The organism is Kitasatospora sp. NBC_01539, from assembly GCF_045040525.1.
Classification (GTDB): domain Bacteria; phylum Actinomycetota; class Actinomycetes; order Streptomycetales; family Streptomycetaceae; genus Kitasatospora.
The window spans coordinates 7815944-7835412 of the sequence record NZ_CP109390.1 but is presented as its reverse complement, the minus strand read 5'-3'; the positions used below and the strand labels follow the sequence as shown (position 1 = coordinate 7835412).

19 protein-coding genes are annotated in these 19469 nt (G+C 73.6%); 10 read left to right on the top strand and 9 right to left on the bottom strand.

Annotated features, from left to right (window positions below; all coding sequences use genetic code 11):
* Positions 1 to 5: 5 nt before the first annotated feature.
* Positions 6 to 554, bottom strand: a complete 549-nt coding sequence (locus tag OG335_RS33960; RefSeq protein WP_405014982.1) for a GNAT family N-acetyltransferase — start codon at positions 552 to 554, stop codon at positions 6 to 8.
* A gap of 230 nt (positions 555 to 784) precedes the next feature.
* Between OG335_RS33960 and OG335_RS33955 the strand changes: the two genes are divergently transcribed.
* Complete coding sequence (locus OG335_RS33955; protein ID WP_405014981.1) at positions 785 to 1213, top strand: VOC family protein; 429 nt, start codon at positions 785 to 787, stop codon at positions 1211 to 1213.
* 196 nt (positions 1214 to 1409) lie between these two features.
* Here the strand turns inward: OG335_RS33955 and OG335_RS33950 are convergent, their stop codons facing one another.
* The 3 genes from OG335_RS33950 to OG335_RS33940 all read right to left on the bottom strand — a co-directional run bounded on the left by OG335_RS33950 (position 1410) and on the right by OG335_RS33940 (position 5342).
* Positions 1410 to 2630 (bottom strand): LLM class flavin-dependent oxidoreductase, encoded by a 1221-nt coding sequence (locus OG335_RS33950; RefSeq protein ID WP_405014980.1) that lies wholly within the window; start codon positions 2628 to 2630, stop codon positions 1410 to 1412.
* The gene (locus OG335_RS33945) at positions 2627 to 4000 is read right to left on the bottom strand and encodes an NtaA/DmoA family FMN-dependent monooxygenase (protein WP_405015619.1); all 1374 of its coding nucleotides are present in this window, start codon (positions 3998 to 4000) and stop codon (positions 2627 to 2629) included. The genes OG335_RS33950 and OG335_RS33945 overlap by 4 nt, the downstream gene beginning before the upstream one ends.
* A gap of 124 nt (positions 4001 to 4124) precedes the next feature.
* Positions 4125 to 5342, bottom strand: coding sequence for an MFS transporter (locus OG335_RS33940; protein WP_405014979.1), 1218 nt, complete (start codon positions 5340 to 5342; stop codon positions 4125 to 4127).
* A 65-nt stretch (positions 5343 to 5407) separates the two neighbouring features.
* On the opposite strand from OG335_RS33940, the gene OG335_RS33935 reads away from it, so the two are divergent.
* The 4 genes from OG335_RS33935 (at position 5408) to OG335_RS33920 (ending at position 9370) form a co-directional block, all read left to right on the top strand.
* Positions 5408 to 5824: a MerR family transcriptional regulator gene (locus OG335_RS33935; RefSeq protein WP_405014978.1), complete on the top strand. Its 417-nt coding sequence runs from the start codon at positions 5408 to 5410 to the stop codon at positions 5822 to 5824.
* A 100-nt stretch (positions 5825 to 5924) separates the two neighbouring features.
* The gene (locus tag OG335_RS33930) at positions 5925 to 6626 is read left to right on the top strand and encodes a Clp protease N-terminal domain-containing protein (RefSeq protein WP_405014977.1); all 702 of its coding nucleotides are present in this window, start codon (positions 5925 to 5927) and stop codon (positions 6624 to 6626) included.
* Positions 6627 to 7266: 640 nt separating this feature from the next.
* Positions 7267 to 8214 (top strand): glycosyltransferase family 2 protein, encoded by a 948-nt coding sequence (locus OG335_RS33925; RefSeq protein ID WP_405014976.1) that lies wholly within the window; start codon positions 7267 to 7269, stop codon positions 8212 to 8214.
* 598 nt (positions 8215 to 8812) lie between these two features.
* Positions 8813 to 9370, top strand: coding sequence for a hypothetical protein (locus OG335_RS33920; RefSeq protein ID WP_405014975.1), 558 nt, complete (start codon positions 8813 to 8815; stop codon positions 9368 to 9370).
* Between the two features lie 36 nt (positions 9371 to 9406).
* On the opposite strand, the gene OG335_RS33915 is transcribed toward OG335_RS33920, so the two are convergent.
* Together OG335_RS33915 and OG335_RS33910 are read right to left on the bottom strand one after the other, a co-directional pair.
* Entirely contained in the window at positions 9407 to 10024 is a 618-nt protein-coding gene (locus tag OG335_RS33915) for a TOPRIM nucleotidyl transferase/hydrolase domain-containing protein (protein WP_405014974.1), read from the bottom strand.
* Positions 10025 to 10161: 137 nt separating this feature from the next.
* Positions 10162 to 11097: a LysR family transcriptional regulator gene (locus OG335_RS33910; RefSeq protein ID WP_405014973.1), complete on the bottom strand. Its 936-nt coding sequence runs from the start codon at positions 11095 to 11097 to the stop codon at positions 10162 to 10164.
* Between the two features lie 145 nt (positions 11098 to 11242).
* Here OG335_RS33910 and OG335_RS33905 point away from each other — a divergent pair, with 145 nt between their 5' ends.
* From OG335_RS33905 to OG335_RS33895, 3 genes are all read left to right on the top strand, one after another.
* A complete protein-coding gene (locus OG335_RS33905) occupies positions 11243 to 12559 on the top strand; it encodes an MFS transporter (RefSeq protein WP_405014972.1) in 1317 nt (438 codons plus the stop codon).
* Positions 12560 to 12767: 208 nt separating this feature from the next.
* Positions 12768 to 14393, top strand: coding sequence for a S8 family peptidase (locus tag OG335_RS33900; RefSeq protein ID WP_405014971.1), 1626 nt, complete (start codon positions 12768 to 12770; stop codon positions 14391 to 14393).
* A 147-nt stretch (positions 14394 to 14540) separates the two neighbouring features.
* Positions 14541 to 15140 carry a hypothetical protein gene (locus OG335_RS33895; RefSeq protein ID WP_405014970.1) on the top strand — a complete coding sequence of 200 codons (600 nt, stop codon included), beginning with the start codon at positions 14541 to 14543 and terminating at the stop codon, positions 15138 to 15140.
* 49 nt (positions 15141 to 15189) lie between these two features.
* On the opposite strand, the gene OG335_RS33890 is transcribed toward OG335_RS33895, so the two are convergent.
* On the bottom strand, positions 15190 to 15780 hold the full coding sequence (locus OG335_RS33890) for a gamma carbonic anhydrase family protein (RefSeq protein ID WP_405014969.1): 591 nt from the start codon (positions 15778 to 15780) through the stop codon (positions 15190 to 15192).
* A 224-nt stretch (positions 15781 to 16004) separates the two neighbouring features.
* Positions 16005 to 16412: a hypothetical protein gene (locus OG335_RS33885; RefSeq protein WP_405014968.1), complete on the bottom strand. Its 408-nt coding sequence runs from the start codon at positions 16410 to 16412 to the stop codon at positions 16005 to 16007.
* 436 nt (positions 16413 to 16848) lie between these two features.
* On the opposite strand from OG335_RS33885, the gene OG335_RS33880 reads away from it, so the two are divergent.
* On the top strand, positions 16849 to 17226 hold the full coding sequence (locus OG335_RS33880; protein WP_405014967.1) for a VOC family protein: 378 nt from the start codon (positions 16849 to 16851) through the stop codon (positions 17224 to 17226).
* A gap of 105 nt (positions 17227 to 17331) precedes the next feature.
* Here OG335_RS33880 and OG335_RS33875 read toward each other — a convergent pair whose 3' ends face one another.
* The gene (locus OG335_RS33875) at positions 17332 to 17742 is read right to left on the bottom strand and encodes a pentapeptide repeat-containing protein (protein WP_405014966.1); all 411 of its coding nucleotides are present in this window, start codon (positions 17740 to 17742) and stop codon (positions 17332 to 17334) included.
* A gap of 332 nt (positions 17743 to 18074) precedes the next feature.
* Between OG335_RS33875 and OG335_RS33870 the strand changes: the two genes are divergently transcribed.
* The gene (locus OG335_RS33870; protein ID WP_405014965.1) at positions 18075 to 19424 is read left to right on the top strand and encodes a hypothetical protein; all 1350 of its coding nucleotides are present in this window, start codon (positions 18075 to 18077) and stop codon (positions 19422 to 19424) included.
* The last annotated feature ends 45 nt before the right edge of the window (positions 19425 to 19469 follow it).

The following is a 19469-nucleotide window of genomic DNA, read 5'->3' as shown; positions in this document are numbered from 1 at the left end:
GTGCCTCAACCGGACGGTGCGACCGAGGGCCGGACGCCGAACCACTGCTCGGCGCCGTACTCCTCGAACCGCTCCACCTCGGTGAACCCCAGCTTCGCCGCGAGGCGCATCGCGCGGTCGTTGACGGCCTGGGTGCAGAGCACCACCGGCTCGCCGGGCAGCGCGTCGCCGAACCAGCCGAGTGCCGCCGCGCAGGCCTCGGCGGCGTACCCGCGCCCCCACGCCTCCGGCAGGAACACGTAGCCGAGCTCGGCCTCCCCGCCCTCGGGACGGACGTGACCGGGACGCTCCGCATCGCGCCGATCGAGCGTGATCATGCCGATCATCGCGCCGTCGAGATCGATCACGAAGAAGCCGGGACGCCGCCCGGGCACCTCCGGCACCGCCCGCTCCAGCTCGTCCCGCGGTCGAGGGCCACCGATGTAGGTGCCCACCTCCGGCGAGGCGAACAGCTCGACGAACGCCGCACGATCCCGGGCCTCGGACTCGCGGAGCACGAGCCGCCCGGTCCTGATCGGGGCCGGCGGCCAGGCGACAGGTCCGAACTCGGTCATGCCGGGCAACCTATCGCACGCCCGCGCGGCCGGAACCCCGAACGAGGTGGCATGACGCACCGGCACACGGCCACCATCGTGACGCGGCGAACGAGTCACTGACGGGCGGGGACGGCTGCGCCGCAGAGCAGGGTCCGGCGGCGCCACTCGTGTCACGCGAGGTCTCGACCCGCACGGAGATGACGTCCCCGGGGGGTGCGCTCAGCGGAACGCGTCCATAGGGTGGCCCGATGACGTCGATCAAGAAGTTCCAGGTCACCTTCGACTGCGCCGAACCCGAGCGCCTCGCCCGCTTCTGGTGCGAGGTGCTGGGGTACGTCGTACCGCCGCCGCCGGAGGGGTTCGCCACCTGGGACGACTTCACGGCCTCGCTGCCCGCTGAGCAGCAGGACGCGTGGTTCGCCTGCATCGATCCCTCGGGCGTGGGCCCGCGGCTGTACTTCCAGCGCGTCCCCGAAGGGAAGGCCGTCAAGAACCGGCTGCACCTCGACGTGCGGGTCGGCACCGGACTCGTGGGTGAGGAGCGGCTCGCCACGCTGGAGGCCGAGTGCGCCCGGCTGGTCGCGCTCGGTGCGGTGCACGTGCGAACGCTGTACGACGGCACCGATTCCTGCATCCCGATGCTGGACATCGAGGGCAACGAGTTCTGCGTCGACTGAGGGTCCGCGGGCGTGTCCTCGCGGTTCACCCGCCCGATCGCGATCGTCAGCGTCCTCCGGCCGACCGGCATCTCCCGGGCGAACGGCATCGTCCTCCCGGGAGGCCGGGTCGACGCCGAGGAGGCCGCCCGGATCGGGCCGGCGGAGCAGGTCGTCCCCGCCGCCGGCCTTCCGTCCGCCACGGGTACCGGGCTGATCACTGGCCGGCTCCTGAAGTGCCCTCCCGCGTATGACGGTTGGCGGGACGGGGAAGGCCGAGCAGTCCCCGCAGGGTGTCGGCGCCGTAGGCGGTACGGAAGGCCTTGCGCCGCTGGAGTTCGGGCACCAGGCCGCCGGTGATGGCGGTGAGGTCGTGCGGCAGCGTGCCGGGCCTCAGCCGGTAGCCGTCCAGGCCGGCCTGTTGCCAGTCCAGCAGCAGGTCGGCCAACTCGCCCGGGGTGCCGGTGAAGACGGCCGCGTCCGAGCCGAACTCGCCGCCGTCCACCCCGTCCAGCCGGCGTCTGCGTTCAGCGGCCCGGCCCGGTTCCGCGTCCAGGAGCACCACCAGGTCGGCGAAGGCCCTGACCGGTTCCCCGGCCGGCCGGCCGGACCGCTGCCGCGCCCGCCCGAACTCGGCGAGCCTGGTCGCGGCGTCCGCACGGGACTGCGGCGTGACGAACACGATGTCGGCCGCGGCGGCGGCCAGTTCGTACGGCGTGCTCGCGTGTGCGAGGACGGCCACCACCGGCTGGCCCTGCGGCGGGCGCGGTGTGATCGACGGCCCCCGGATGCTGAAGTGCCGTCCCTCGAAGTCGATGTGGTGCACCTTGTCGCGGTCGATGAAGCGCCCCGTCGGGGTGTCCCGGATCTCCGCGTCGTCCTCCCAGCTGTCCCAGAGCCGGCGGACCGCCTCCACCACCTCGCCTGCCTCGCCGAACAGTTCGCGCAGTCGCGCGGCGATCGACTCCGGGTCGAGGACGTCCTCCGGGGTCAGTCGGGGGGTGGTCCGCCGTCCGAAGTGGGCCGCGTCGGCGGCGCGTGAGGTGATCTGCGGGCGCCAGCCCGCCCGGCCCCGGCTCGCGTGGTCCAGCGAGGCGATGCCGATGGCGACGTGGAACGGCTCGGTGTGCGTGACGTTGGTGGTCGGGACCAGCCCGATGTGCGTGGTCAGCGGGGCCAGCGCGGCCGCGAGCAGGACGGCGTCCAGCCGGCCCCTGACGTGGTCGGTCCGGTCGTCCGGCAGGTGGAAGGCCGAGGTCTGCAGGCCGAGGGTGTCCTCGAAGGTGACGAAGTCGAGCAGGCCGCGTTCGGCCTCGGCGACCAGGTCGGCCCAGTACCGGGCGGTGAGGATCTCGCCGGGCCGGGCCCCCGGCTCCCGCCAGGACGCCGGGTGCCAGCCGGTGCCGTCCAGGGCGACCGCGAGGTGGAGCTGCGTCACGATGTCTCCTTCCCGGCGCGTCGGGCCGCGCCGTCGTGGGCGACCGCCCTGCCGCGGGGCGGTCCCAGGCCGAGGTGGTGGCGGAGCGTGGTGCCGGTGTACTCCGTGCGGTGGACGCCCATCTCCTGGAGCAGCGGGATCACCCGGTCGACGAGGTCGTCCAGCCCGTCGGGCACCAGGTGCGGGGCGAAGATGAAACCGTCGGCGGCGTCGGTCTGCACGAACTCGTTCATGGACTCGGCCACTTGGCGCGGGGTGCCGACGAAGGTCGGCCGCGCGGTGACCTCGGTGACCAGGCCCCGGATGCTCAGCCCGCCGGCCTCCGCGATCGCCCGCCAGCGGCGGACGGTGTCCCCGCGCCCCTTGCGGAACTGCGAGTGCCCCTCGGTGACGCCGTCGGGCAGCGGGTCGACGTCCGGCAGGGGCCCGTCCGGGTCGTACCCCGACAGGTCCCGGCCCCAGGCCGCTTCCAGCAGCATCAGCGCCGTCTGCGGGCCGACCTGGGCGCGGGCGATCTCGGCGGCGTGTTCGGCGGCCTCCGCAGCGGTGTCGCCCAGGACGTACCCGACCGAGGGAATGATCTTCAGGTCCTCCGGGGCGCGGCCGTACGCGGCGAGCCGCCGCTTGACGTCGCGGTAGAAGGCCCGGCCGTCGGCCGGATTGCCGTGCCGGCTGAAGACGACGTCGGCGTCGGAGGCCGCGAACTCGCGGCCCTCGGCGGAGTCCCCCGCCTGGATGATCACCGGGTGGCCCTGCGGCCCGGGGGGCGTGCTGAACCGCCCGGAGATGTCGAAGTGCCGCCCTCGGTGCTCGAACGCGCCCGCCCCGGCCTCGATGAACGCGCCGGAGGCCGCGTCCGCCCGGAAGTCGCCCGGCCGCCAGCTGTCCCACAGCACCCGCGAGGCCTGCAGGAACTCGGCGGCCCGGGTGTAGCGGTCGGCCTCGTCGAGGAAGCCGCCGCGCCGGAAGTTCTCGCCGGTGAAGGCGTCGTGACTGGTCACCACGTTCCAGGCGGCCCGGCCCCCGCTCAGGTGGTCCAGGGTGGCCAGCCGCCGGGCCACCTCGTACGGCTCGTTGAAGGTGGAGTTGACCGTCGCGGCCAGCCCGATGTGCGTGGTGACGGCGGAGAGCGCGCTCAGCACGGTGAGCGACTCGGGCCGGCCCGCCACGTCGAGGTCGTGCAGTTGTCCCTTGTGCTCGCGCAGCCGCAGGCCCTCGGAGAGGAAGAAGAAGTCGAACCTGCCGCGCTCGGCGGCGCGGGCGAGCCGGGCGAACGAGTCGAAGGCGATCTGGCTGCCCGAGCGGGGGTCCGACCAGACCACGGTGTTCTGGACACTGGGGAGTTGAGCGGCGAGATGGATCTGTTTCACGGGCACGGCGGACGGTCTCCTGAGGCAGCGGGATCTGCGGAGTCGGCGGGATCGGCAGGATCGGCGGGCAGTCGGACATCGGGGGCAGGACGGCGGTCGTTCCGCACCTACCGGCGGGCGGCGCTCACCTGCGCCGGAGGGGGAATCCGTGCGTTCGGGCGGCGACCACCACGGCCAGCACCGGGACCATCAGGATCAGCACGCTCCACGGGAGGGACTCCGCGCCGAGCACGCCCAGCAGCACGCCGCCGACGACCCCGCCGGCGGCCATCGCCATGTTCCACAGGGTGACCAGCATCGCCTGGGCGGCGTCGGCCTGTTCACCGCCCGCGTCGGCCACGGCGGTCTGCAGCAGGGTCGGGACGCCTCCCCAGCCGAGGCCCCAGAGCGCCGCCGCCGCGTAGACCGGCAGATGACCGTCGGACAGCAGTCCCAGCCCGGCCGCCGCCACGGCGACCAGCAGTGAGCTGCCGATCGTCAGGGCCCGCGGCGTGTGGTGGATCCGGGCGCCCACGATCCAGATGCTCACCATCGACGCGATGCCGAAGACCAGCAGCACCAGGTCGGTGGAGCGGCCCATGCCGAGGTGGTCGAGGTAGGACGCGATGTAGGCGTAAAGGACGGTGTGGGCCAGCACGAAGACGAAGGTCACGAACAGCACCGGCGTCACACCGGGGACGGAGAGCGCCCCCACGATGCGGGTCCTGCCCTCGGGGCGCTGTCCCGGGTGGTCCGGCAGGGTCGCCGTGATCCACGCGATCACGATCAGGGCCAGCACCGTCATCGCCAGGAACGCCACCTCCCAGCCGAACTCCCTGCCCAGGAAGGTGCCCGCGGGCACCCCCAGCGACAGCGCGACCGGAATGCCCGTCATGACGATGGCGATCGCCCTGCCCTGCAGCGGGACCGGCGCCATCCGGCGGGCGTACCCGGCCAGCAGTGCCCAGGCCAGCCCGGCGGCCACCCCGGCGACGAACCGGCCCGCCATGGTCAGCGCGTAGTCGGTAGACAGCGCCGTGACGGTGTTGGCGACGGCGAACGCCGCCATCGCCGTCAGCAGCAGCCGCCTGCGGCGCCACCCGGCGGTGGCCAGGGTCAGCGGGATCGCGGTGAGCGCCGTCCCGATCGCGTAGATCGTCACCGACTGCCCCATCGCCGACTCGTCGACGCCGAGGTCGGCGCTCATCGCGGGCAGCACGCCCGCCGGGATGGTCTCGGTCAGGCAGGTGACGAAGACGGCCGTGGCGAGCGCCAGCAGCGCCGGGATCGGCAGTTTCCGGTTCTCCGCCTGCTCGTCGTCCGCGGGTTCGGCCTGGGTGTTCGCCGGTACCTGTGTGCTCATGGCGGCTATGGTTGGACCCTCACATATGTGTGAGGGTCAATCAGAACGACTGTGAGGTCGGTCACATGCGCATCGGAGAGCTGTCGGAACGCACCGACACGTCCCGCCGCCTGCTCCGCTACTACGAGGAACAGCAACTGATCGTCTCCACCCGCTCCGCCAACGGCTATCGCGAGTACGACGAGCGCTTCGTGGACCGGGTGATGCAGATCCGGGGACTGCTCGACGCCGGACTTCCGACCAGGATCATCAAGCAGATCCTGCCCTGCCTCGACAAGCCCCGAACCATCCACTTCCCCGACGCCACACCGGAGATGCTCGCCACCCTCACCCTCGAACGAGACCGGATGACCGAACGCATCAACTGCCTGATCCGCAACCGGGATTCGGTCGCCGAATACCTCGACGCCGTCAGCGGTGAGCAGCGCCCCGCCGACACCGACCGTCCGGACACCGCCGTGGCGGGCCCCGGACCGGCCTGAAGCCGACGCGGAACCGGCCCACGCCGGCCCGCGCGGCCCGCCGGAAATCAGCGTCAATTACAGATTGACGATCGAAGGATCGTCAATCTACGATTGACGCATGAGTCCACTCAACATCAGCCTCGCCGACCTCATCGCCCGTCTCGACGAGGAACTCCCCGACACCGACAACCTGGCCCGCATCGGCGAGGCGCACGTCCGTGCCCACACCCTCTCCGACCTCGGCGACCAGCTCGTCGGTCACTACGTCGGCAAGGCCAAGCAGGCCGGCGCGTCGTGGACCGAGATCGGCGACGCCATCGGCGTGTCCAAGCAGGCCGCCCAGCAGCGCCACACCCCCGCCGCGTTCGAGCGGTTCACCAACCTGAACCGGCACAGCATCGTGCTGGCGCAGGAGGCCGCCCGAACGCACAAGCACGACGGCATCGGCACCGAGCACCTGCTGCTCGGCCTGCTCGGCGAACCGCAGGGCCTGGCGTACGAGGTGCTGACGGCGAAGGCCGGGTCGGAGCAGCGCATCCGCGACGCGATCGAGGAGGTGCTGCCGCCGGCCGGTCAGAAGGCGCTGCGCGGCCACATCGCGTTCCGGCCGGAGAGCAAGGAGGCCATCGAGCAGGCATCCCGCGCGGCGGCCGACCTCGGCCACGACCGGGTCGGCACGGAACACATGCTGCTCGGTCTGATCCGCGTCGGGGAGGGCCTGGCCGCGCAGATCCTGCGCGACCTCGGCTTCACCTCGGACGAGCTGCACGAGACGGTCAGGACCGAGGCCGCCGAACGGTCGGGCGAGCGCGACCGGTAGCGACGAACCGATCCGTCGCCACGGGGGGCGGACCGGGGCCCGGACCGGCGTCGTGACCTCCTGCACCCGGGACCGGCACGATGCGCACCGTGCGAACGGCCGGGAACCACGGACCGGCACGGTGCACGCCGCCGGCGCCGCGGGGCGGCCGGCCGACGACTGTTTCCCGCCATCTCCCGCCGTCTCCCGACACGGACGGGCGACGGCGCCGCACCGTCTCCCCCCGCGAGGGTCCGACGTCGCCCTGCGACCCGCGCACGCTGCGCCGACACGCCCGGTGCCGGTCCGGAGACCGTCCCACCGGCCCGGCCGGCCCCACGGGCCGCACGAGTGAGCACAGCTGACACAACGGCATCGAACGGGACATCCGGGATCATTCACGTGGCCGACCCTGGAGCCGTGGCGGCGTCGACTCGTTGACCGGCCATGTCGGCCCATGTTCGATGGGGTCCGATCCGGCCGGGCGGCCACCGCACCGGGCCGGAGCGTCCCGGCCTCCTCGTCCCCCATGACCCGTCGCCGCCCTCCGCATCCGGCAGAGGGCGGCCGACTTCCGCGTGCCGGATCACCACGCCCTGACACACAGCACCACTGCCGTCTCCCTCTCGGAGCCGGGAGGAACAGGGAACAGGGGACCACGATGGCTTCGACGTCAACCGCCACCTTCGTCATGCCGCTCTACGCCGACGGCCCGCGAGCTGCCGACCACCTCCACCACACGGTGGAGAGCCTGCTCGCCCAGACGGACCGGGACTGGCAACTCGTCGTCGTCGACGACGCCTCACCGGAGCCGGCCGTCCGGCAGCAGGTGGAGGCCCTGAGCCGGTCCCATCCCGAGCGGGTCTTCCTCCTCCCCCAGGAGGTCAACCGCGGGCAGGGGTTCTGCCGCAACCTCGGGACCCGCTGGGCGCACGCCCGCGGCTCGGACATCGTGCTCTTCCAGGACGCCGACGACGTGGCCCATCCGCTCCGGCTCGAAGCCACCCGGCGCGCCTTCGCGGAGCGGCCCGACGTCGACTTCGTCTACTCGACCTTCACCGTGATCGACGAGCACGGCGCCGCCGTGGCGGAGGACCGTCTCACCCCGTCGCTCCGCGAGATCGTGGAGTCCCACCGCACCACCCCGGTCGAGGGCCCGGACGCCTGGATCCGCATGGGCGTCGACACCGGTTACACCACGCTGACCTCGACCGTCGCCGTCCGTACGGCTCTCGCCCTCGCCCACCCGTTCCCGCACGTCCGGGCGTCCGAGGACGCGCACGCGTGGTTCCGGATGTCCGCCGGCGGGAGCTCCCTGGCCTACCTCCCGTCGGTCCCCTGCCGGTACCGCGTCCCCCAGGACACCACGGGCTCGGCCGACCGCAGCCGGATCGGGGCCGACTACTACCGGCGGAAGGCCGAGGTCGACACGGACGGCTTCCACCAGGCGATCTCCATCGCCCTCGAACGGCGGGCCCTCGACCCGGCCGAGGTCGACGGCCTCATGAACGCCTTCCTCCGGCGGCTGGCCCTCACCATGGAGCGGGAGGGCCAGCACACCGTCGCCCACCAGGTCCTCGAGGGTGCCGTGCAGGCCGCCGCCCGGTAGCGTCTGTCGGGGCCGCCCCGGGAGCGCGGCGATGGCGGCGGACGTTCGGCGGAGGCATCGCCGACGTCCGGGACGGCCAGAACGGCAACGACGTCCTGGTCGACACCGACGGCACCGACACCATGAGCAGCGGCCTGGGCAACGACAACATCAACGTCCAGGACGGTACCGGCGGCGACACCGCCAACGGCGGTTTGGGCACCGACACCTGCACCGTCGACGCGGGTGACACCGCCACCAGTCGCCGACCATCCCGCCGAGCAGACCGGGGCCGGGCGGAGCACCAAGGGAGCGGGCGCTCCCGGAGACCGGGCCCGTGGCCGATCCGGGCGCTCGTCCGCCGGCCCCTGCGGACGTCGAGGAGTCCGGGAGCCCGCCCCCACCGGCCCAGGTCCCGGCCCCTGCCGGCCAGGTCCCGGCCGGCTCGCCCGGACGTGCGGCGGCCTCCGGGAACACCGGCCCCTCCCCGCGGCGCGGCGAACCCCGGCCCGCGCGGCGCGCCGGGGGAAGTCCCCGGTGTCCAGGGCGAATCCGGTCGGTTCACCATTCCCGGCCGGAACAAGGCAAGGATTGCCTCACTTGTCTATGCTGCCCGTCCATGGAGTCACTGAGGACGGTGCTGGAGGCGGCGATCGCCGACGGCGGCGCCAGCCTGCCCAACGAGGACGAGGACGGTTCGACCACCCTGTCGCTCGAAGCGGTCATCGCCCTGTGGGCGGCGGTACGGGAACGGGACCGGGCGGACGGCCGGGCCCCGCGGAGCCCCGAGCACCTGAAGGTCGCGGCAGAGCGCGGCAGTACGGTGCGGGCGGTCCTGCGGGTCGGCGGCCACCGGTACCGCGTCGATGTCGTCGGCCGCAGTGACGCCCTGTGCTTCGTGACCGGCTGCCCCTGGACCTCGATCGGCGCCGTGCCGCTCCAGACGTGCAGCGACCACCTCGACCATCCCGAGCACGCCCCGGACGCCGCCGCCCACGACCCGGCCGGACTCACCGCGGACCGCACGCGCGCCTGGCGCGAACGGACCGACCTCGCCTACGAGCACCTGCGCGACGACCACGCCCTGCTCAGACGCTGGGAGGCCGTCGTCGAGCAGCTGACGGACGAGGAGCCGATCCGCTTCGACCTCCCCGACGCTTCCGACGGCGGCAGGTGACCCGGCTCAGGTGACCCGGCGGCGCGCCGCCGCGGGTCACAGGTTCGCGAGCAGGTCGTGGAGCGGAGCGGGCACCCGCTCGGAGTCGAGGGCCTCGACGAGGAGGCGGCCGTAGCGGATCTTGCGGCCCTTCTTCGTGCCGAGGAAGCGCCTCATCTGCTGCTGCGGGGGCCGGCCCTGCTGTGCGGGCTGGCGCACGAAGGTCCGCCAGGCCTGGAGGTCGCCCTCGGTCCGGAGCACCTCCTCGATCCGGGCCACGCCCAGCGCACGGATGAGTTCGTCCTCCAGGTCGGCCGCGCACACGAAGAAGCCTTCACGCGCAGCGCGGGCCCGGTCGAGGCCCCGGTCGTAGAAGGGCTGCTCGCCCTGGTCGCACAGTCCGGCGAGGCGCAGCCCCAGCCCCGGCGGCCCGAGGAGGTCGGCGTAGCGGCCGATGTTCATCGCTCCGCCCATGGGTATGACGCACACCCCTTCGGCGGGCAGGTCCCGGCCGTGACGCACGGCCAGCGCCTCGACGGCCGCGAGGTCGCTCAGCCCTTCCAGCAGGACGGCGGTCCGTACGCGCAGCCGTACGGCCAGTTCGCCCGCGGGCCCGCCGGGGCTGCCCGCCGCCCAGTCGGTGACCGCGTCCCGGAACGCTCGCATGTCCGCCATGCGGCGATCTTCCTCCTGAACGGTCCGGTGCGGCACCGGTTTTTGCGTCGTCCGCGCTCGGGGGGGCGGCCCGCAGTGCCGCGGTGATCCGTACCGGCGCCCGTGGACAACGGCGCGGTCGCGGACAGCGGCGGCGTTCACCGCGGGATCACCCAGGTCGGCGCCCAGGTCCCGGCGGCGGCGCGGCCGGCCGACGTGGCGGCGAGGTGGGCGCGGAGGGTTGCCAGCGCCGGGTGGGGGTTGTCCCGGTGCCACAGGAGCGAGTGCGGGTAGACGGGCGTCGGGTCGGTCACCGGGATGCGGCGCAGACCGTGGCCGGCGGGCCAGACGAGGCGGGTCTGCCCGCCCATGAAGGTGGCCAGGGCCGGGGTGTCCGCGACGGTGTCGAGGAGGGCGTCGGAGCCGAAGTTGGGACCGGTCGCCTCGATGGTGAGGCCGAACTCCGCGACGAGGTCGTCGTAGTAGGCGGCCCACTCGGTGCCGGGGACGATGCCGGGCATCCAGATCCGGTGCCCGGCGAGCTCGGCGACGGTCACCGACCGGGCGCCCGCCAGCGCGTGGGCGGGGCCGGTGAGGAGCTGGAGTTCCTCGTCGAGCACGCGCACCGACTCGATGTCCTCGGGAAGGGGACGGCCGGGCGCGGCGACGGCGCGGAACGACGCGTCGATCGCACCGGAGCGGAGCGCGGTGACGGCCGTCTCGATCTCGAACAGCATCACCACGTCGAGGTCGATCTCGGGGTACGCCTGGTGGAAGCCGCGCATGAGGCCCGACGCCGCGCCGCGCGAGGCGATCACGTCGACGCGCAGCGGGCGGCGGCCGGTGCGCACGGAGTCGACCGCGCGCTCGGCGACCCGCAGCAGCTCGCGCGCGTGGGGCAGGAACGCCTGCCCGTCGATGGTGAGCTCGGCGCCGCGCGCGGTACGGGTGAACAGCCGCACACCGAGGCTGCGCTCCAGCGCGGCGATGCGCTTGGAGACGGCCTGCTGGGTGACCGCCAGCGCGGCGGCGGCCTCCTGGAACCGCCCCGCGTCGGCGGCGGCGACGAACGTCCGTACGGTGTCGAGGTCCATGCCGCCACCCTACGGGTACAACCACTGGTTGTGGCCAGGCCGCTCCGCGGTTGTTTGACCTGCGGGTACGGTGCTCGCTTTGATGCTTCCGAACGCTTCCGAACGCGGAACGGTTGTGCAGGTGAGTGGGCGGGAGACGTCGGGCATGAGGAGCGGACACCGGCCGGGACAGCCGCTCGGACGACGGCCCGAAGAACGGCCGAAGCACCGGCCGGGGCGGCGACCGGGGCACCGGCTGGGGCGGCGGTTCGGGTGGCTCTGGGCGGCGTACGGGACCAGCGCACTCGGCACGTGGCTCGCCTTCGGCGCGTTCCCGCTGATCGCCGTCCGGGTGCTGCACTCCGGACCGGCCGAGGTCGCCGCGCTCGCCGCCGTCAGCGCCGCGGTGGGCGCTGCCGCAGCGGTGCCGCTCGGGCCGTGGGTGGAGTTCCGCCGCAAACGGCCGGTACTGATCGCGACCGACCTGGTGCGGTCCGCGGCGCTGCTGACGATCCCCGCCGCGTTCGCGCTCGGCGCGCTCACCTTCCTCCAGCTCCTGCTGGTCTCCGTCGTCGTCGCGACGGCCGACATCACCTTCCGCGCCGCCTCGGGCGCGTACCTCAAGACGCTGCTGGCGGCCGAGGACCTGCTCGTCGCCAACGCCCGGTTCGAGTCCACGGCCTGGACGACCACGATCGTCGGCCCGCCGCTGGGCGGCGCGGCGATCATGCTCCTCGGCCCGGTGGCGACGGTGGCGGCCGACGCGGCCAGCTACCTGCTCTCCGCCCTGGGCATCCGCGCGACCGGCGGTCACGAGCCGCCGCCCGAGCCCCGGAAGGCCGCCCGCATGCGGGCCGGCGACCTCCTCGACGGCTGGCGGTACATCCTCGCCGACACCACGCTGCGCCCGCTGTTCCTCAACACCGCGCTGTTCAACGGCCTGGTGATGGCCACCCAGCCGCTGCTGGCCGTGCTGATGCTCGGCCGGCTCGGGTTCGCACCATGGCAGTACGGCCTCGCCTTCGCCGCGCCCTCGATCGGCGGGCTGCTCGGCTCGCGCCTGGCCCGACCGCTCGCCACCCGGTTCGGGCAGCACCGGGTCCTCGTCACGGCCGGAGCACTGCGCGCCCTGTGGCCCGTCGGCCTGGCCTTCCCGGGGTCCGGCACCTCGGGGCTGCTGCTGGTGATCGGCGTCGAGTTCGGGCTGATCCTCTGCTGCGGGGTCTTCAACCCCGTCCAGGCCACCTGCCGCCTCCGACGCACCGCTACCGACCGCGTCGCCCGCACCCTGACCGCCTGGGCGGTCACGGCCAAGGCCTCCATCGCACTCCTGACCGCCCTCTGGGGTGTGCTGGGCGCCCTGCTCGGCCCACGCACCGCCATCGGCCTGGCCGGCGTACTCCTGCTGGCGACCCCGCTGCTGCTCCCCCGCCGCCCGGCAGCGCATCCCTCCGAACCGCGGCCGGCACCCGGCCCCGTCTGACCGGCCCCGCGGCCGGAGGCCCCTTGCCATAGATCTGATGACACGTCAAACTTGGTCTGTATCAACATAGTTGACGGTTCGATCGACTCAGGGACCGGCACCCTCCCGCCCGTTCGACAGGCGGGTTCGTCACACCGTGCGTACCCCTGCGCGCATGCCCGCAGGACGGTCACGTCGGGCACTTCGGGCAGGAACGGAAGGGGCACCGATGGCGGCAGGGCGGCACATGTACCGGGGGTCGGCCGCGGTCGGGCTGGCCGTGGCGCTGGTGTTCGGTGCGGGCGGTGCGCTCCCGGCCGCGGCGAACGGCCCCGAGGGCGTGGTGCGGGGTGCCGGGGCGCCCGGCACGATCCCCGGCAGCTACCTCGTCGTCCTTGCCCCGCAGACCCCGCAATCCCTCCGGACCCCGCAGGCCCCGCAGACCGCACAGGCCGCGCAGGCCGCGCAGGCCGCGTTGTCGGTCGCCGGGCAGGGTGCGGCGCTCACCGCACGCTACGGCGGCACGGTCCGGCGGACGTTCGGCGCGGCACTGCGCGGGTTCTCCGCGGACCTCTCCGAACGCCAGGCGCGCCGTCTCGCCGCCGACCCGGCGGTCGCCGAGGTCGTCCAGAACCGGAAGGTCTCCCTCGACGGCGCCCAGTCGGCACCGCCCTCCTGGGGTCTGGACCGGATCGACCAGAAGCGGCCGCCGCTGACCGACCGCTTCGACTACCCGGACACCGCCGGCCGGGGCGTCACGGCGTACATCGTCGACACCGGTGTCCGGATCAGCCACGAGGACTTCGGCGGCCGCGCCTCGTACGGTTTCGACGCCGTCGACGGCGACGGCGTGGCCGACGACGGCAACGGACACGGCACCCACGTCGCCGCCACCGTGGCCGGGACGACCTACGGCGTGGCCAAGCAGGCCTTGGTGGTGGCCGTCCGGGTCCTCGACGACTGGGGTTCGGGCACCGTCGAAGGGGTCGTCGCCGGGATCGACTGGGTGACCGGCCACGCCGTCAGGCCCGCCGTGGTCAATCTGAGCCTCGGCAGCGACCCGGACGACGTGCTGGACACCGCCGTACGCAACTCGATCGCCACCGGCCTGACCTACACCGTCGCGGCGGGCAACCAGGGCGCGGACGCCTCGGAGCACTCGCCCGCCCGGGTGCCGACGGCCATCACCGTCGGCTCGGCCGAGAGCGACGACAGCGTCTCCTCGTTCTCCAACCACGGCCCCCTGGTGGACCTCTTCGCCCCCGGCAGTGACATCACCTCGGCCGGAATCATCTACGACGAGGACTACACCACCATGTCCGGCACCTCGATGGCGTCGCCGCACGCCGCCGGCGCCGCCGCCCTCTACCTCGCCGACCACCGCACGGCCACCCCGGCCCAGGTGGCCGCCGCACTGAACGCCTCCGCCACCGCGGGCTCGCTGAGCAACCTCGTCGGCAACTCGCCCGACCGGCTCCTGTACACCGGCAGCATCCCCAACCGCCCGCCCGGTCCGCGCTTCACCGACGCAGCCGACCTCCCGATCGAGGAGGCCACCGCCGAGTCACGGCTCACCGTCACCGGCGTACCGGGCCGCGGCCCGGCCAACCTCGACATCGCGGTCGACATCGACCACGAGTACCCGGACGACCTGGTCATCGACCTGATCGCACCCGCCGGCACGGTGCACCGGCTCAAGGGCGAGGAGTTCACCGCCGGATGGGACGCCGGCATCCACCGGATCTTCGGCATCGACGCCTCCGCCGTGACGGCCGGCGGCACATGGCGGCTGCGGGTGGCCGGCGGCTCCGAGTACTTCTCCGGCTACCTCGACAGCTGGGCCCTGCAGTTCTGACTCCACGCCGCACCGCCCTGCTCCGGCCCGGACGGGTCCGGAGTTGGACCGAGCGGGTGGCACCCCCTGCCCGCCGGTGTGGTGCCCGGGTCCGCCCGCGGGTGGCCGCGGGAGGCTGGTCCTCCCGCGACAGGCAGGAGCGAGCGTGTGAGTGGACGCAGGACGGGCGACGCCGGGGGCCCGGCGGCCGAGGGCGGCACCGGCGCGCGGCCGGTCGGGGACGCCGGTGTGCTGGGGACCGCGCTCGGCGTGGTGCTGGCGTTCTCCTTCGCCGAGGGCTCGTGGCAGTGGTTCTCCACGTACCTCGGCATCACGCTCCTCACGGTCGTCCTGTCCTTCGGCCGGGTGCCGGTGCGGACGCCGGGCAGCCGGGCCGGCTACGGCTGGAGCCTGACGGCCTACTCGCTGGTGGTGGGCCTGTGCGTGGCACTGGCGCTCGCCCCCGCACTGCAGCGCTGGCGCTGGCTGTTCCCCATGCCGGGCACCCGTCAGGAATGCGGCCGGGCAGGCCGTTACGAGAGCCTGCACACGCAGGCCGCCCTCGGGTCCCTCTCCGGCCAGGACGCCGAGGCGCTGGCCTACGCCCGGCACGAGGCCGGCCACCAGGCCGTCGCGGACTGCCTCGCCGCCACCACCACGCTCTGGCTCCCGGCCTACGCGCTGGGCGCGGCCCTGCTGACGGCCGCGGCGTCGTGGTTCCGGGCGCGGACCCGGGCCCGCGGGGCCGCGGACCGCACCACCGGATAGGTCCCCGGTCCGGCCGGGGTTCGCGGCGCCCTCCGGGGAGACGCTGCGGCTACCCGGCGCCGCCCTCGGCCGTGACGCCCTCCACCGGAGGAGCCGGCCGGGCGATCGGCCGGGCGATCGGCCGGGCCGTCCGGTGCCCGTCGGCCAGCAGGAGGTACCCCTCGCCGTTGAGCGTGATCCCGGCGCGCTCCTCCGCGCTCAGCGCACGGCGGATCCTGGCCGGCACCCCGGCGACGAGGGAGCCGGGCGGCACCTCCATGCCCTGCGGCACCACGGCACCGGCGGCGATCAGCGAACCGGCCCCGATCCGGGCCCCGTTGAGGACGGTGGCGTTCATGCCGACCAGGCAGTCGTCCTCGACCGCACAACCGTGCAGCACGGCGTTGTGCCCGACCGAGATCCGCTCGCCGACGACCAGCGGGAAGCCCGGGTCCGCGTGGAGGGTGCAGTTGTCCTGGATGTTGCTGTCCGCGCCGACCGAGATCGCCTCGGCGTCACCGCGCAGCACCGCGCCGTACCAGATGCTCGCCCTGGGGCCCACCGTCACGGCCCCCACGACGACGGCGTTGGGTGCGACGAACGCCGTGGGGTCCACGGCGGGCACGAGGCCCCCGACTTCGGCGATGAACGGCTCCGTCATGATGCCTCCTCCTGGCGGACGACCGGCCGTCCGATGCCGGTCATGATCGCACCATGTCCTGCCCCGCCGCACGGACGAGTGGCCCGGGCCCGGGGCCGGGCCGACGGACCGCCGGACCGCCGGACCGCCGGACCCGCACACGGCGCCGCCCCCGGAAGATGGGGCCTTCCGGGGGCGGCGCCGTGCAGTGGTACGGCAGGTACGGCAGGTGCGGCAGGTGCGGCTCAGCCGGTCTGCTGCGGCTGCGCGGTGGGCGCCGGTGCGGCCGCGGGCTCGGCGGCCTGCTGGGCCGGAACGACCTGCACGGGCGCGGGGGCCTGCTGGGCGGGAACGAACTGCACGGGCGCGGCGGCCTTGCTCCGGGCCGACAGCGAGCGGACGAAGTTGATGATCATCAGCACCGGCAGGATGAACGCCTTGAAGAAGATGATGTACTCACCGCCCTCGAAGATGAAGCCCAGGTACACGCCGTAGCCGACGAAGCCGACACCCGCGAGGACGTTGAACACGCGCCACCCGGCGCTGAGGCCGCCGAAGTTGACGGCGCCGATGCCGACCATCGCTATGCCGCTGACGATGAGCAGCAGGACGTACCAGGAGAAGAGGGGCTCGGCGCTGAAGTCGAGATTCACAGATGGTTCCCGTATGGAGAAAAGACGATCATTTGATGGGGACGACCGCGAACAGTAGCGGAAACCCGACCCGGTGTCCTCCGCATTAACCCGCGGCAGGAACCGGGCCCACCGACACACTGTGGGGCCGTCGATACCGCGGGTACGGAAGGCGGCGCCCGGGCCCGGGCCGGGTGCCGACGGGCAGGTGCGGCTCCGATGGTCCGACGACGGGATGCACGTCGGCGACGCCGACACCGTGCGGCGCATCCGTGCGGACGACAGCCTGGCCGCGGAGGGCTCGTCCGGCTCGGTGGCCTCCCCCGGACCGCGATGACACCCACCTCGGACCGGGATCGACCGATGGACCGGGCGGCGCCGGCGGATGCCACCCGGGGCGGGAGGGAGGGAAGGTGGAGGGGACGAAGGACGGCCTCACGACGAAGGAGAAGCCCCGATGGCGGGTGGACGGATGCAGCTGACCTCGACGGTGCTGAACGCTCCGGAACCGGAGCGGCTGGCCGGGTTCTACCAGCGGCTCCTCGGATGGGAGACCGTCGTCGAGGAGCCCGGATGGGTGCGGATCGGACCACCGGGGGGCGGGGCCGGGCTCGCCTTCCAGTCCGAGGACTCCTACGTGCCCCCGGTGTGGCCCGCGACGCCCGGCGAGCAGCAGATGATGATGCACCTGGACATCGAGGTCGACGACCTGGACGCCGCCGAGCAGCGGGCGCGAGCGCTCGGGGCGACGGTGGCCCCGCACCAACCGCAGCCCGACGTACGGGTCGTGCTCGATCCGGCCGGGCATCCGTTCTGCTTCTGGGTACGCACCTGACGACGCCGGGCCCGGAGCAGCCACGGCACGGGCACCGCGGACAGCCGGACGAGCGGGCGGCGGACGAGCGGACGGGCGGGCCGGAGGGAGTCACCCGGTGAGGGGTCAGCCCGGGAGGGGCCAGCCGATGACCCGGTCGAGCTGAAGGCCGCGGAGGACGGCCTTGTCCAGTTCGATGCCGGTGGTGTCGGTCAGCCCGTGGGGCGGGGCGCCGGTGAGGACGTAGCCGAGTCGCGCGTCGGTCAGGTCCGCGGCCCGGAGGTCGGCGCCGGTCAGGTCGCAGCCCGCGAAGGAGACTCCCCGCAGGGAGGCGCCGCTCAGGTCGGCCCCGCGAAGGTCGCACAGCTTGAAGCGGCAGCCGTCCAGGGTGGCATGGCGCAGGTCGGCCCCGCGGAACGAGCACCGGGTGAACCACAGGTGCTGCAGGCGCACCGATACGAGATCACCACCGTCGAACGACTCCCGCCGGAGAGCCGCGTACCGGCGGCGGGATTCGAGGTGCTGCTTTGCCGTCATCGCTGCGACCATGACCGACATCGTGTCAGCCCTGGGGGACGGCCGGGTGGGGTCCCCCGGTCCGCGACCGGCCGGCGGCCCCGGTCGGGCATCCGGTGGCCGGGCACCCGGTGGTCGGCCGCCGGAGACGTACCCGGCCGTCCATCTGCGCTCCACGGGGTGTCCAACCGCCTGGTGGGACGACGACACCGGCGGGCGCGAGAGTGTGCCGGTCCCGGTCGTCCGGCCGCGGTGGGTGGCACGGCGTGCGCCGCCCGTGCTCCGCGCCCGTGTGCCGTCAGGACGACCGCCGCAGGCGGCCTCCGGGCTGCCGCAGACCGAACGGAGTCGCCATGAGGACCGGGTTCTCCACCGTTCTGGCCGCCACCGCGCTCACCGCGGGCATCCTCGCTGCGGCGAACGCCCCGGCAGCCGCTGGTCCGGGGGCCGGCCACACCTTCACCCGGTTGTTCGACACCCCGTACGCCCAGAACCAGCAGGGTCTGGCCTGGGCCGACGGCTACCACTACGTCGGCTTCGACATGGGCGGCGGGCAGAGCCGTGTCGTCGTGTACGACGACACGGGCAAGGAGATCAGGCGCAGCGGTCTCCTGCCGCTCGGCCACGCCGCGGAGCTGAGCTTCCGGCAGGCCGACGGCAATCTCTACGTGGCGACGGGCGGCGGCTCCAACCCCACCTACGTCAACGTCGTCGACATGCGTCCGGCCACACCGGTGGTCCGGCGGACGTACGACTTCACCGCGCTCGGCAACAACGGCATGGTGGCGGTCGACAACGCGAACGACCGGATGGTGGTGTTCGCCGGCCCCACCGGCGGGCCCTACACGGTGGCCTTCGCGGACTTCTCGGGCACCGTCTCGTCCCGGTTCACGCTGCCCGACCTCGGGACCCCGCAGGGCATCGAGGTGGTCGACGGCACGGTGCTGTACTACACGAGCGCCGAGGGGTTCACCCACAACACCGTCACGGTGCTCGGCACCAGCGGGGCCGTCCTCGACACGATCGACGTCCCGATCGCCAACGAGGGGGAGGGCCTCGCGGTCGACCCCACCACCAACCGGGTCTACCTCGGGTTCCACAGCCCGCGCACGGTCTACGCGATGAGCCCCGTGGCGGCGCTGCCGTACGGCGTGAACACCCTCCTCAACCCGGGTGCCGAGTCGGGTGTCGCGGGTCCGGGCCACCCCACCACGGTGGCCGTACCCGGCTGGGGCGTCACCGGGGGCATGAGCACCATCGGCTACGCCGTCGGCGGCGGCTACCCGACGGCCGGAAGTCCCGGTCCGGCCCGGCGCGGGGCCGCGTTCTTCACCGGCGGCACGGCGGGCACCGCCACACTCACCCGTACCGTCGACACGGCGGTGCTCGCCGGCGACATCGACGCGAACGGCGTCGCCTTCACCCTCTCCGGCCACCTCGGCGGCTACCTCGCGCAGGCGGACGACGCCAGGCTCGCCGTCACCTTCCGCAACGGCACCGGCGCTTCCCTCGGCACCGCACAGATCGGCCCGGTCACGCCCGCCGACCGGGGCAACACCACCGGCCTCCTCCCCCGCACGTCGACCGGCGCCGTGCCCGCCGGCACGCGCAGCATGACCGTGGTGCTCACCGCCACCCGCGGGGCCGGCACCAACAACGACGGCTACGCCGACAACCTGTCCCTGGTCCTGTCGCACCGCTGAGGCCCGTCCGGACCGGAGGGGCCCCGCCGGTCCGCCCCTCCGGCC